Source organism: Mesorhizobium sp. LNHC221B00 (assembly GCF_000502935.1).
Taxonomy (GTDB): domain Bacteria; phylum Pseudomonadota; class Alphaproteobacteria; order Rhizobiales; family Rhizobiaceae; genus Mesorhizobium; species Mesorhizobium opportunistum.
The window spans coordinates 98,826-111,241 of record NZ_AYWR01000015.1 but is presented as its reverse complement, the minus strand read 5'-3'; the positions used below and the strand labels follow the sequence as shown (position 1 = coordinate 111,241).

The window sequence follows — 12,416 nt, the reverse complement described above, 5'->3', positions numbered from 1 at the left end:
GGTGCGCGCCGATCAACCTCTGGGGAAAACAGGCATGTACGACTTCGGCCCCTTCAAGTTCGAGTCGAAGCAGGATTTTTTCGACAAGGCAATCCGTTTCTGGAATCCCGACAAGACCAGGTTCTGGCAGAAAGCCGGGATCGATCTGGTGATCGGCAGGCGGGAAGGCTATTTCCTCTACGACATGTCGGGCCGCCGCCTGATCGACCTGCATCTCAATGGCGGCACCTATAATCTCGGTCACCGCAATCCGGAGCTGGTCGAGACGCTGAAGAGCGCGCTCGATTATTTCGATATCGGCAATCACTGGTTTCCGTCCGTGGCGCGGACGGCGCTGGCCGAATCCCTGGTCAATGTCTCACCGGGAATGAAATATGCGATCTTCGCGCCGGGCGGCGCGGAGGCGGTGGACATCGCCATCAAGAGCGCTCGCTATGCCACCAAGCGGCGCAAGATCGTGTCGATCATCAAGGGTTATCACGGGCATTCGGGGCTCGCGGTGGCGACCGGCGACGATCGCTTCACCAAGATCTTTCTTTCCGACCAGCCGGAGACGTTCATCCAGGTTCCCTTCAACGATATCGACGCCATGGAGCAGGCGCTGAAGGGCGAAGACGTCGCGGCGCTGATCATGGAGACGATCCCCGCCACATACGGTTTCCCGATGCCGAAGGACGGCTATCTCGGCGCCTGCAAGGCGCTGTGCGAAAAACATAGCGTGATGTACATCGCCGACGAGGTCCAGACCGGCCTGATGCGGACCGGCAGCATGTGGGGGTGGCAGGCCTATGGCGTCCAGCCGGATATCATGGTGACGGCAAAGGGCCTGTCCGGCGGCCTCTATCCGATCAGCGCGACGCTGGTGAACGACAGGGCCGGAGGCTGGCTCAACGAGGACGGGGCGGCCCACATTTCGACCACCGGCGGGGCCGAACTCGGCTGTGTCGTTGCCCACAAGGTCATCGAGATGCTGCAGCGGCCTGAACTGGTGGCCAATGTCGGCACCGTGACCGAGTTCATGGCGCAAGCCATGGGTGAGATGCAGGCTCGTCACGGCGATGTCTTCACCGGGGTGCGCCAGAAAGGCGTGATCCTCGGCCTGGAGTTCAGCAATCATCCGGAAGGCGCGGTGTTCGTCTCGCGCGCACTCTACGAGCAGGGCGTCTGGGCGATTTTTTCGTCGCTCGACAAGCGGGTGTTGCAATGGAAGCCCGGCGTTCTTCTGGATCCCGAAACCTGCCGGGACATCATGGATCGTTTCGATGCCGCGATGCCACGCGCCCGCGAGCTGCTGCATCAGGCAGGCAAGGCGAGTTGACATGCCCCGAACCTGGTTGAAACTGCCAGGCATCCAGTGCGGGCTGGCCGCTGGACTTGCCGGGATCGCCCAGGGTTGGGCAGGGGCGGATGGTGCAATGATGGGGCAGGACGGGCAATGACGGATTTCGACGCGCTCACGCACGACAAGCAACTCGGCATCCTGCAGGAGACGGCGGAGGCGGCCACCGCCAACTACGACTTGCCGGCGGATGTCTCCGTCGAGATGATCAACCTGTCGGAGAACGCGACTTACAAGATTGCAGCTCGCGACGGCCGGCGCTGGGCGCTTCGCATCCATCGCGACGGCTACCATTCAAGGGCGGCCATCCAATCCGAACTGGCCTGGCTTACGGATCTGCGCCAGACCGGGATCGTCTCCACACCCGTTCCGGTGGCGGGCAAGGACGGCGACCAAATCCAGCTTGTCGGCCATGCCGGACTGGCGCGACCGCGCAATGTCGTGTTGTCGCAATGGGAGACCGGTTCGGAGCCGGGCATAGGCGAGGCGCTTGGCGAGCCCTTCGAGGTGCTGGGCGAGGTGACGGCCCGTATGCATATCCATGCCCGGCAGTGGCGGCGCCCTTCCTGGTTCAGCCGTCACGTGTGGGATTTCGAGACAAGCCTGGGTGAGGAAAGACCTCATTGGGGGCGCTGGCGCGACGGCATGGGAGTCGACGCCGCGAAAGCCAAACTGTTTGGCCGTACCGTGGAGCTGATCGGCCGCAGGCTCGATGCCTTCGGCAAGGGCCAAGACCGCTTCGGCCTCATCCATTGCGACCTGCGGCTCGCCAACCTTTTGATCGACGGCAAGACGGTCAAGGTCATCGACTTCGACGACTGCGGCTTCGGCTGGTTTATGTACGACGCGGCAACGCCCATCTCTTTCTACGAGCACGAGCCGCAGGCAGCCGATCTGATCCAAGCGTGGACGACCGGCTATCGCCGTGTGCTTGACCTGCCCAAGGCGGACGAGGACGAGATCCCGACCTTCGTGATGCTGCGCCGCCTGTTGCTGGTTGCATGGATCGGCTCGCACGCTGAAACGGACCTCGCCCGGTCCATGGGCCTGCCATACACCGAGGGAACGGAGGGGCTGTGCGAAGCCTATCTGAGCAAATTTTCCTAGAGCAATTCAGGAAAAGTATGAGCGCTTTCGCTTGGGAATAGCATCAAAACAAGAAGATAGATCGGTTCGCGATGAACAGCTTTATGCCAGGGCCTCCAAGCTCTCCGGCAGGATCTGGCCGCCATCGACGACGATCGTCTGCCCCGTCACGTATCCGGCTTCCTTCGACGCAAAGTAGAGTGCGGCGTAGCCGATGTCCTCCACGGTTCCGAGCCGCTTGAGCGGGACAGAGGCGGCCATGGTCTTCTGGTAGTCCTCGCCCAGGCCGGCAAGGCCCTCGGTGATGATGTTGCCCGGCATGACGGCGTTGACGGTGATGCCGTATTTCGCCAACTCGATGCAGGCGGTGCGCATGAAGCCGAGTTGCCCGGCCTTGGTGGCGCCGTAGTGCGACCAGCCGGGAAAACCGGTGACCGGGCCGGTGATCGATGACGTCAGCACGACCCGACCCTGGTCGGATTTCTTGAGGTAGCCAATCGCCGCCTTGACCGCGTGGAAGGTGCCTTTGAGGTTGGTGTCGACGACCTCGTCCCATTGTTCCGAAGTCATCTCCTCTAGCCGGGCCTGCGGGAAAATTCCGGCATTGGCGCACAACACGTCGATGCCCCCGTTTCTCGCGGCCACTGTCGCAAAGGCGCTCTCGATGCTGGCGAGCGAGGTGACGTCGCCAACCACGCCGAAGGCACCGTGGCCGATCTCGGTGGCAGCAGCTTCTGCCTGGTCGAGATGGCGCGCGATGATGGCGACCTTGGCGCCAGATAGCGCAAACACCCGCGCTATGCCCTTGCCGATGCCTTTCGATCCGCCGGTAACAACGACGGACCGACCCTTCAAAGACTGGGTCATGATCTGGAGCTCCAAAATGAGACGGGGACAGAGCGATACTCTGTCCCCGTTGCGGAAAAGGATGCCAGGGCGGCGTCCGCCCCTAGCCTTCGTTCACCATGTGACCGATGTTCTCGTACGCCTTGGGGTTGGCGGATTTCAGCACAAAGCCCCAGATCAGGCCGACGACAAGGATCGCAAGCCCGACATAGGGGATGCTCCTGGCAAAGCCATTGGTGCCGCCGAGCGTCGCGAGATTGGCCACCAGCGTGTAGACGAGGAGCAGCTGGACTACCAGCGAGATCAACGGCGCGATGACTGTCGTCAGCAGGCTGCCGCCGCCGTTCTTCTTGAACCACATGTAGATCGCCAGCGAGACGACGGCCTGCAGCACAAGCAGCAATCCGGTGCCCAGCACCGCGAACAGAGTATAGACACCGAGCCAGGCCTGTCCCGACGGATCGTCGAAGCCGTAGGCCAGACCGTAGAGCAGGACCCATATCGCCGCCAGCACCGACTGCAGCGCCGAGGCCTTGTGCGGGCTCTTGTGGTGGTCATGCGTCTCCGCGATCACCTGCGGCAGGACGCCTTCGCGCGCCAGCGAGTACAGATAGCGGGAAGCGGTGTTGTGGAAAGCCATGCCGCAGGCGAAGGAACTGGTCAGGATGAGCAGCGACATCAGCTGGTAGCCCCAGCCGCCGACGAAACTCTGAACCGGCGTCAGGAAGAAGTTCACGCCATCGGAGAAGGCCTTGGCCACCATGTCGGCCTCGGTGGGATAGGCCGCCACCGCGCACCAGCTGACGAAGGTGTAGAACAGGCCAAGGCCAATCACCGAAATCAACAGCGACTGTGGAATGATGCGCTTGGGATTACGGGATTCCTCGGCGTAGTTCGGCGCCATCTCGAAGCCGACCCACGACCAGAACGCCATGAAGATACCGACAGCGGCCTCGCCGGCGGGTATGGCCACATCGCCGACTTTCTGCTCGGCGACAGGCGTGAACACTTTGAACACATTTAGTGAATCGCCGGAAAAATTCGTCGGGCCATGAGCGAAAAGCACGCCCAGCGAGAAGATCACCAGCATGATCACTTCAAGAATGAGTGCGATCCCGAGTAGCCGCGCCGACACCTTCACATCACGATAGGCAAGCGCCGCGATGACCACGATCATGGCGAGCGCGAGCACGATCCACGGCACGTTGATGCCGAAATGCTGGGAAATCCAAAGATTGCCGAAAAATGCAAACAGACCAGTGAGAGAGGCTTCGAACAGTGAGTAGCAGGCGAGCGAGCCAATGCCCGCCGACATGCCGACCTCGCGGCCGAGCCCTTGGCTGATGAAGGAGTAGAAGCCGCCGACGGACGAGACGCGCGATGCCATCGCGGCATAGCCGACCGAGAAGATGGTCAGCACGATCGTCGCCATCAGGAAGGCGGCCGGCGTGTATTTGCCGATGCCGTAGCCTGCCGCGAACGGCACGTTGCCCAGCATCGCCGACATAGGCGCCGCGCCGGTGACGGCCAGAAAGAGCACTCCCGCGAGCCCCACGGCCTTGGAGTGCAAAAGATTGATGCTGTTACTCTTCGAGACGTCGATCGTCCCGCGTGCAGTTTCTATGGCCATGAAGCCCTCTCCATTCGTGACAGCTGTATTTGGTCCCCGCACGTGGCGGCCGATGTGTCCCAGCCTGCGTGTGCAGCCATCACACTACGGACGCTGCGTCACTTTGCCAAGTCCATGATTTTGCATAGCTCGCCGCTCGACATGACGTGGCAGTAGATCATGTTGATGATTTCGAGTTCTTTGCGATGAAGCTCCTCGGTCGCCGCCGCGCAGCAATCCTCGAGCACGATGACGGCATAGCTCTCATCCGCCAGGCTGCGCACGGTCGAGGACACACACTGGTCCGTGAAGATGCCGCAGCAGATGAGATTTTTGATGCCCAGATTGTGCAGGATCAGGCGCAGATTTGTTCCTGTCAGCGCTGAATCGGTGGTCTTGGTGACCACGATTTCGTCGCCGGCCGGCTGAAGCTCGGCAACCAGCTGCGACGGCGCGTCATTCTTTGGCAGCAGCAAATTGTTCCAGCCCGGCATTTTCTGGGAGAGCGAACGGTCGCGGCCGTCCTTGGTGTGGCTGGCGATGCGGGCAAAAAGGCATTCGATGCCATTTTGCCGTGCCAGATCGAGCAGTCTTGCCGTGTTCGGTATGACCGTGCCGTGCATGCGCTCGTGGAACGGCGTCCACAGATCGTAGCGGTGCTGTTCTTCTGGCGGAAGCGACGCGCGATCCGGCCGTTCCAGGTATGTGTTCTGAACGTCGATGACCAGGATGGCGGTTTGCGCCGGCACCAGCACCGGATCATCCGGCTCGGGTGCACCGAGGTAGTAGAGCGAACGGTATCCGGTTTTCCAGCTCATGCGATCCTTTCAGAAGCGGAATGTGAAAAGGCCGCGCGCCGCATAGGTCTCGGCGGCTTCTTCGATGAAACGGGCGATGCGTTCGGCCTGGTAGGTATCGCGCATCGTGGCGGCCGCCTCGAGCAATTCTTCCTTGGACTTGGCACGGCCGGGACGCAGCAGTTCGTACACCTGCATGATGAAATCCTGCGGCACCTCGACGAGTTCCGCCCCTCGCTCGAAGTTGAGGGCCAGTGTCGGCCGTCCGACGTCGCGCGCCACATCGGCTTGAGCCTGCAGCGCTTGCGGCGTGATGCGAAGGTCTTCCATCGTGACCTCGCCGGCAAGCACCGCATCCAGCGTTATCTGTGAAAGCGCCTTGCCGTGCTTGCCGGTCACCTCTCCGGGCTGTGTTTCGGCAAGTGGATAGTCGGCGCGGGTATGGGTCATGATTTCGCTCCCGTCAGTACGACATCGACCTCTTCGGGAGCCGCACCAGCCTCGGTCAGCCCGGTTTCGATGGCATAGATGAGGGCGACGCGGGCGTGGTAGCGCGAACCCATGGCCTCGCCCCGCTGCGGCACCACGATGGGCTCCGGCATTTCGCCCAGCGCATAGGCGGCCGCATTGGCACCCAACGCGCGATAATGTTCGAGCCTGGTGATCGGCGCATTGGAAAACAGTTCGAGGTTGTTATGCGGCTGGCGGTCGCGCTGATGGATGACAGCCGTGCCCTTGGCCTGGATGCCGATGCCGATGCCGCTGCCGGCAAGCCTAGCGGCGGACAGGCCGAGGAAGGAGGTATCGGCAGTGTGGCGAAAGCGAACGACGCGCGCCTTGAGCCCGCGCCCGCGAATTGCATCCAGCATGGCGCCAAGGACCTCGGAAAGCCGATGCCCGGCCGTCGTCCGGTAAAGCTTCAGCCCGAAGGCCGGGCTGATGCCGATGACCACGTCGTCCTTCGCCGATCCATTGGCCGCGGGCCCAACGTTGCGATAGCGGATATGTCTCGCCTCGTCTTTCTCGTGCAGCGCCTCCGAACGCAACACTTCCTTCTGGTCCAGCACATCGCGAATGTCGTTGAGCTGGAGCCGCCGTTCTTCAGACACGCGATAGCCGGAGCCCGGACCGAGATAGTCGTTCGGATCGTTGACCGCGCTGACGATGCGCCCGTTGCGGATCATGGCCGAGGTCTGGAGATAGTCGCCTGAAAGGCGCAGCTTCACCACGTTCAGCAGGTTCTCGGCCTCTTCGCGGAAACCCCGGTTGGCCAGCACCTTGATCACATCGATCACGGTGATGCCACGCTCCTTGATGGCCTCGCTGATGATGCTCACGTCGCGCGGCATCAGGCTGCGCGTATCGTCGGAGCCGGAGGCGTAGACCACACTGGTCTTCATGTCCTCGGTCGGCGTCGACAGACCGAGTTCCTCGAACACTGCGGCGATCGCCTCCACCGCCCGCTCGCGCAACTCGATCGCGCGTGACTCGGGCAGTGGCGTCAATCCGCCATCGGCCTCGAAATCGCGCTGCAGCACCAGATAGTCTTCCAACTCCTCGCCGTTGATCAGCGACGGGTTGAATGAATTGTCGTATTTCAGGATCGATCCCATCCCCGAGCAGATCAGGTCCGAGCCGGCAATCAGGTAGGGAAGGATCTTTGCGCCGACGCGAATCTCCGATTCGGTGGAGCGCGCGTCATTGCCGGATGCGCATTCGAGGTCGAGCCAGACGGCGATGAGGTTCTCTGCCATCAGCTCGCGGACGCCACCAGGTATGGTGGCGGTCAAAGGCGCCCCGTCGATGCCGCCATTTTGCGTACCCTGCACCCCCATGCCGCGCTGCAGGCAGAGACAGCGTGCCTCCAGGTAGAGCAGCGATTTTGCCTCATGGAAGCCCATCAGCAATTCGGAGCCGGCACCCGACGTGCAGCGCATCTTCACGCCGCGCGATGCATAGGCGGCGGCGAGAAATGCCTTGGACCACGGCGTGTCGTCGCCATCGGTGAACGATTTTTCGGTACCGTAGACGGAAACGGTTTCGGCATAGGACGTGAAGCCGGCCATGGCGATGCGCAGCTCCTCCGCCTCCTCGCTGGAGCATTGGAACAGCGTTCCCCAGCGGCCGACGGCGCCGCCCACCGCACACGCCACCGCGTTGGACCAGGCGTTGCGCGACACGCGCATCGTGGTCTCTATCTCGTCGAAACCGAAGGCGACGGCGGTTGCGGCATCGGCGGCGAGCTGCAGCGGGTCGTCCTTGGCGTTGGTCACATGCGCCTGGTTACCCGGCGTCTTGCGTGCCCGCATCTTCGAATAGGCGAAGGCGATCTCCAACGCGTTGAGCTGCGACACGACCTCGGCGAGTTTGGCGGGTGTCATGCCATGCGCTAGCCGCACCAGTGTTTCGCGCGGCACATTCATGTCGACCAGCCAGCGTGCGACGGTCGCCGAGTCCAGCGCCATCGCTTCAGGCGCCACCTCCGGGTCGATGTGATGGCGGGCTATGAAGCGGTCGATCATGTCGTAATCGTGCTCGAGCACGCCATCAAGGGACACGACGCGCCCGCCCTGGATGCCGATGCCGGGTTTGGGATCGGCCGGGCTGGAGAAGGCGGAGAAGCCATTGGCGGGGTCTTCCGCCGCGAACTTGTCCAGTCGCAACGGCCGCTCGTCCCAGTCGGCGAAGCGCTTCCAACGGTTCAGTTTCGGCGTCATGCGTGCGTTCCTCGACCCAGCGGAAAGACTATTGAATGCCCGCTCGTCGCACAATGGCCCGGATCGAACAGCCCTGGATCCCCTGGCCGATGCCATCGACCCGCGCCATTGAACGCTTTCTGGCCATTTCGATCTCGACCGCTTCGATCTCCCGCTCTTGTCGAGGCATCACAGCGCGATAATTCTCCTGAGGGGGTGGGTTTTTCACTCCTGAAAGGAGCCGGCCATGAAACATCAGACACTCGACCAACTGCATGCCGTCGCCAAGATTGAATCCTCGGCTGCATATTCCGCAATGACACGAAATCAGCGCATAGAGCGCTGGGCTGAACTGCTGGAGCGTAATCCCGAGCGATGCCTTGGTGCGTTTGCAGGCACCGAACATCTTCACCCTGGAGCACGTGCAGCGATGCGGGGCGAGGGATCGGCAATTTCGGTTGCCTTCGAAGATCCGGTGCTGCGCGCATCGGGTTTGAAAGACGATACGTATGGCGAGGCAAAGCGCTTTTTCGAGCTGAACGACTGGCAGCTGCACGACATCGTCTGCGATTGCCACGTCGGCTCAACCATGAAAGCGCGCTGGGCCGCCAGCCGGGTCCGCTCAGCGATTAGCGGCAGGTTCTTTACGTGGTTGAAGCAAACGATAATGCGCTGACCGGAGGCGGGGATCGTCGTCTGGTTGAGCCGATATAAGGTCTTCGTTACCCGACGCGGGGATCAACCCTTGTCCTCGTGATACAGCCGGTCGGTCGCCCGGTCGCTTTCCCTGCGTTCGGCGGGGCCAGGACGGCGACGCCTCGCAACAACATAGGCCATCAATATGACCAGCAACAATGGCCCACCGGCGACGACAAGCAACCACATGACACTTTCAAACATGGCACATCTCCTTTCCCAGACAATCGGCAAGGAGAAGAACCGTTCCGCTCATGACGACATGGGTGACGCGTTTGACGGCACTCGAACTACCGGCCGCGTTCGTATGTTCCGACAAGTTCGGCTTGCTGAAGCGCGTGTTTTTGCGCCTCCTGCCAGATCCGTTCGACGCCCGCGCTCGCCGGGATGGCAAGGCTCGGCGTGTCGAGCGCAGCCAGCCGGAAATGGTAGTGATGGACGCCATGCCCGACGGGTGGTTGAGGGCCGTCATAATAGGCGTTTCCGAAATCATTCGTGGCTTGCCTGAGGGCCTGCGGACCCGGCTTGCCGCTTTCCGCCTCGGGAAGTTCGCGGGTGGCGGGGGAGATATTGAACACTGCCCAATGGCCGAACATGCCGCTTGGGGCATCAGGATCCTGGACGACGAGAACGAGGCTCTTCGTCTCGGCCGGCACACCAGCCCACTTCAGCGGCGGAGACACGTTCTTGCCGTCTCGGGTGTATTTTTCGGGAATCTGTCGGCCTTCGGCAAAGGCGGTACTGCTGAGTGTGAGGGGCATGCTTCACTCCTACGGCGACAGTTGATCGCGTGCATCGGCACGCTATTTGTTGGTCCGCATCTTCTGTCTCGGATTGATCCCGCCGGCGGCGTTGGTGTCGTTTTCGACGTCGCCTTCAACCGTGTTCTCGCCTTCAAGCTCGAACTCTTCGCCTTCCTTGATCGTTCCCTTCGAGGTGCCGATACCAGGGTTGTTCGCCAAGTCGGCATCGCTCGGTTTCTTCCACTTTGGATGCTTGGTTCCGGTCATCAGAAAACTCCTTCGAAGAGGTTTTCGGTTTCAAAATCGCAAGCCGGATGAATTGTTCCGGCCTCTTTCATGGGCTCGCTGTCCGCCTCGGCTAAAGCCCGAACGGATAAGTGTCGGGAACACCGGTTCCTGCGTGTTCCGGGCCAAGCGGCGTCACCGCCGCGGTTTTGTCGAACCACACGAACGCGTCGAATTGCCGGGGCAAGGAGACGTCGGCATAGTGGCTGCGCAACTCGGTTTCCGGCCGGTAGATCACACCAATGAAGCGCTCCAGCCTGCGTTCCAGCAGGCGCTCGCGCAGCGCTTCGTCGCGCCTCAAGTCGAGCAGGAAACGCGGCACGCGGCTATCGTGGCAAAGCCGTTCGTAGCTGTCGGGGTGGGAGGCGCGAACCTGCTTCACTTCCATCTCCCCATCCCAGTCGCTGGCGGCAGCCACGGTGCCGGAATGGGTGCCAAGGCCGATCAGCGCGGCCTCATCGCCGAAACGCTGCCGGCAAAGCTGGCCGATATTCAGTTCGTCCCTGATGACACCCATCTCGGTGTAGCGGGCATCGCCGATGTGCGAATTGTGCGCCCACACGATGGCCTTGGAGTTCGGGCCGCCAGCATCCAGCAAATGTCCCAGCGTGTCGAACATATGGGTGTCGCGCAGGTTCCAGGATTCAGCGCCGCCATAGTACATGATCCGGTAGTACCGCTCGGCGGCGGCAATCAGCCGGGCATTCTGGCTGGCGTCGAGGAATTCCACACCGTCCTGCCTTGCATATTCGAGTTGTCTGGCGAGCAGGTCCCGGCATTGCTCAAGCACCGCTTTCTCGCATTTTTGATAGCCGGCGGTGAGCACAGCGCGGCCGTAGGTGGATGGCTCGTTCTGCCAAGGTGTCAGGCAGCCATAGCGCTCGCGCGCGACCTTCGCCGCCTGCGGGTCGACCCGGTCGAGATAGTCGAGAACCGCGGCGATGGACCCGCTCATATTGTAGATGTCGAGGCCGTAGAACCCCGCTTGCCCTGATGGCTCAAGCTTCTCGTTGTGGTGGCGCATCCACTCGACGAAAGCCGCAAAATCGGTGTTTCGCCACATCCATGTCGGAAACCGCTGAAATGGCGCAATGGCGCCGGCTTGCGGCTGACGACGGCGAACGTAGCGGTCGATCTCGGCGGCATCGGGCCAATCCGCCTCGACCGCGACAATGCTGAAACCGTGCCGTTCGACGAGCCTGCGGGTGATTGCCGCGCGGGCCTTGTAGAATTCGGACGTGCCATGGCTTGCCTCGCCAAGCAGGACGACGCGCCGGTCGGCAAACCGATCGAACAATTCGCCAAAGGTCGGGTCGTCGAAATCCGGAAGCGGTTCAGCCGCCCTCGCGATCATATCGGGCAGGCTGACGGGAGGCGGATGTCGAAGCGGCCGATCGGCCTCGGCCAGCTTGTCGCCCTCCGGCCAACCTTGTTCGCCGATGAGCGGGACGAACCGCACACCGCCGTAGTCCTCTTCGCTGTAAGTCGAAGCGCCCGTGCGTGTGACCTTTAGCAGACGCTGCAAATCCGGATCGTCGCCGACTGGAACGACAAGGACACCTCCGACATCGAGTTGTTCCTGCAGAGCCAGCGGCGCGCCCGGTCCGCTGGCCGCCACCACGATGGCATCAAATGGTGCGGCCTCCGGCCAGCCCTTGGTTCCGTCGCCTGTGCGGACCTCGATGTTGCGATAGCCCAGCTTTTCAAAACGTTGTTTTGCCGACTTGGCCAAACCGGGATGACGCTCGATCGTATAGACATGTTCGACGATCCGGCTCATCACGGCGGCCGCATAGCCCGAACCGGTACCAACTTCGAGCACGTGATCACCGGCTTTGACATCCGCCATCTCGATCATGAGTGCAACGATGTAAGGTTGGGATATCGTCTGTCCGTCCGCGATCGGCAGCGGTCCGTCTTCATAAGCGAACTCTTCGAAGCCAGGATCGACGAAAGCCTCGCGCGGAACTTCGCGCATGGCCTGCAGAATCTCGCGATTGCGGATGCCACGCCGGCCGACATGTACTTTGACCATTCGATCGCGGGCACGGGAGAGATCGAGCATTTCCAGCTCCGTTTGGTGGCCGCCCTTTGGTGATCGCTTGTCCGCGACGCCTGGAGGATATCCTTCGCGGCACCTTAGCGATCGCCTTGAGCTCGGCTGTCTAACCGCTGGAGGACTTCAAGGTTCCCACAATTCCCCGCACAGGCCCCCAGCTCATTGTGAATCGCGAACGGCTCTTTCTTGCTAGGCAGTGCGCGGTTCGAAGCCGGCCCTGATGGCGGATCAGAGCTTGCTCGGGCGCGCAGCCGCTCCAG

12 protein-coding genes are annotated in these 12,416 nt (G+C 61.9%); 3 read left to right on the top strand and 9 right to left on the bottom strand.

Going from position 1 to position 12,416, the window contains the following annotated elements:
- The first annotated feature begins 34 nt into the window (after positions 1–34).
- Entirely contained in the window at positions 35–1,318 is a 1,284-nt protein-coding gene (locus X741_RS146870) for an aspartate aminotransferase family protein (protein ID WP_023779033.1), read from the top strand.
- A gap of 117 nt (positions 1,319–1,435) precedes the next feature.
- A complete protein-coding gene (locus tag X741_RS146875) occupies positions 1,436–2,446 on the top strand; it encodes a phosphotransferase enzyme family protein (protein ID WP_023779032.1) in 1,011 nt (336 codons plus the stop codon).
- An 81-nt stretch (positions 2,447–2,527) separates the two neighbouring features.
- On the opposite strand, the gene fabG is transcribed toward X741_RS146875, so the two are convergent.
- The 5 genes from fabG to X741_RS146900 form a co-directional block, all read right to left on the bottom strand.
- Positions 2,528–3,292, bottom strand: a complete 765-nt coding sequence (gene fabG, locus X741_RS146880; protein WP_023779031.1) for a 3-oxoacyl-ACP reductase FabG — start codon at positions 3,290–3,292, stop codon at positions 2,528–2,530.
- An 82-nt stretch (positions 3,293–3,374) separates the two neighbouring features.
- Positions 3,375–4,901, bottom strand: coding sequence for an APC family permease (locus tag X741_RS146885; protein ID WP_023779030.1), 1,527 nt, complete (start codon positions 4,899–4,901; stop codon positions 3,375–3,377).
- 98 nt (positions 4,902–4,999) lie between these two features.
- The gene (locus tag X741_RS146890; RefSeq protein WP_023779029.1) at positions 5,000–5,698 is read right to left on the bottom strand and encodes a cysteine hydrolase family protein; all 699 of its coding nucleotides are present in this window, start codon (positions 5,696–5,698) and stop codon (positions 5,000–5,002) included.
- A gap of 9 nt (positions 5,699–5,707) precedes the next feature.
- Entirely contained in the window at positions 5,708–6,127 is a 420-nt protein-coding gene (locus X741_RS146895) for a diol dehydratase small subunit (protein WP_023779028.1), read from the bottom strand.
- Entirely contained in the window at positions 6,124–8,394 is a 2,271-nt protein-coding gene (locus tag X741_RS146900; RefSeq protein WP_023779027.1) for a propanediol/glycerol family dehydratase large subunit, read from the bottom strand. Before X741_RS146900 ends, X741_RS146895 begins: the two co-directional genes overlap by 4 nt.
- Positions 8,395–8,620: 226 nt before the next feature.
- Here X741_RS146900 and X741_RS146905 point away from each other — a divergent pair, with 226 nt between their 5' ends.
- Positions 8,621–9,049 carry a hypothetical protein gene (locus X741_RS146905; protein ID WP_023779025.1) on the top strand — a complete coding sequence of 143 codons (429 nt, stop codon included), beginning with the start codon at positions 8,621–8,623 and terminating at the stop codon, positions 9,047–9,049.
- Positions 9,050–9,111: 62 nt separating this feature from the next.
- Here X741_RS146905 and X741_RS1000000170460 read toward each other — a convergent pair whose 3' ends face one another.
- The 4 genes from X741_RS1000000170460 to X741_RS146920 form a co-directional block, all read right to left on the bottom strand.
- Positions 9,112–9,273 (bottom strand): hypothetical protein, encoded by a 162-nt coding sequence (locus X741_RS1000000170460; protein WP_023779024.1) that lies wholly within the window; start codon positions 9,271–9,273, stop codon positions 9,112–9,114.
- An 86-nt stretch (positions 9,274–9,359) separates the two neighbouring features.
- Complete coding sequence (locus X741_RS146910; protein WP_023779023.1) at positions 9,360–9,830, bottom strand: YbhB/YbcL family Raf kinase inhibitor-like protein; 471 nt, start codon at positions 9,828–9,830, stop codon at positions 9,360–9,362.
- Between the two features lie 42 nt (positions 9,831–9,872).
- Positions 9,873–10,079 (bottom strand): hypothetical protein, encoded by a 207-nt coding sequence (locus tag X741_RS146915; protein ID WP_013894139.1) that lies wholly within the window; start codon positions 10,077–10,079, stop codon positions 9,873–9,875.
- 91 nt (positions 10,080–10,170) lie between these two features.
- A complete protein-coding gene (locus tag X741_RS146920; protein ID WP_023779022.1) occupies positions 10,171–12,162 on the bottom strand; it encodes a protein-L-isoaspartate(D-aspartate) O-methyltransferase in 1,992 nt (663 codons plus the stop codon).
- Positions 12,163–12,416 lie beyond the last annotated feature (254 nt).

Bases quoted from the DNA above. Each gene is read 5' to 3' on its own strand.
- X741_RS146870 (WP_023779033.1), top strand. From the start codon at position 35: ATGTACGACTTCGGCCCCTTCAAGTTCGAGTCGAAGCAGGATTTTTTC.
- X741_RS146875 (WP_023779032.1), top strand. From the start codon at position 1,436: ATGACGGATTTCGACGCGCTCACGCACGACAAGCAACTCGGCATCCTG.
- fabG (WP_023779031.1), bottom strand. From the start codon at position 3,292: ATGACCCAGTCTTTGAAGGGTCGGTCCGTCGTTGTTACCGGCGGATCG.
- X741_RS146885 (WP_023779030.1), bottom strand. From the start codon at position 4,901: ATGGCCATAGAAACTGCACGCGGGACGATCGACGTCTCGAAGAGTAAC.
- X741_RS146890 (WP_023779029.1), bottom strand. From the start codon at position 5,698: ATGAGCTGGAAAACCGGATACCGTTCGCTCTACTACCTCGGTGCACCC.
- X741_RS146895 (WP_023779028.1), bottom strand. From the start codon at position 6,127: ATGACCCATACCCGCGCCGACTATCCACTTGCCGAAACACAGCCCGGA.
- X741_RS146900 (WP_023779027.1), bottom strand. From the start codon at position 8,394: ATGACGCCGAAACTGAACCGTTGGAAGCGCTTCGCCGACTGGGACGAG.
- X741_RS146905 (WP_023779025.1), top strand. From the start codon at position 8,621: ATGAAACATCAGACACTCGACCAACTGCATGCCGTCGCCAAGATTGAA.
- X741_RS1000000170460 (WP_023779024.1), bottom strand. From the start codon at position 9,273: ATGTTTGAAAGTGTCATGTGGTTGCTTGTCGTCGCCGGTGGGCCATTG.
- X741_RS146910 (WP_023779023.1), bottom strand. From the start codon at position 9,830: ATGCCCCTCACACTCAGCAGTACCGCCTTTGCCGAAGGCCGACAGATT.
- X741_RS146915 (WP_013894139.1), bottom strand. From the start codon at position 10,079: ATGACCGGAACCAAGCATCCAAAGTGGAAGAAACCGAGCGATGCCGAC.
- X741_RS146920 (WP_023779022.1), bottom strand. From the start codon at position 12,162: ATGCTCGATCTCTCCCGTGCCCGCGATCGAATGGTCAAAGTACATGTC.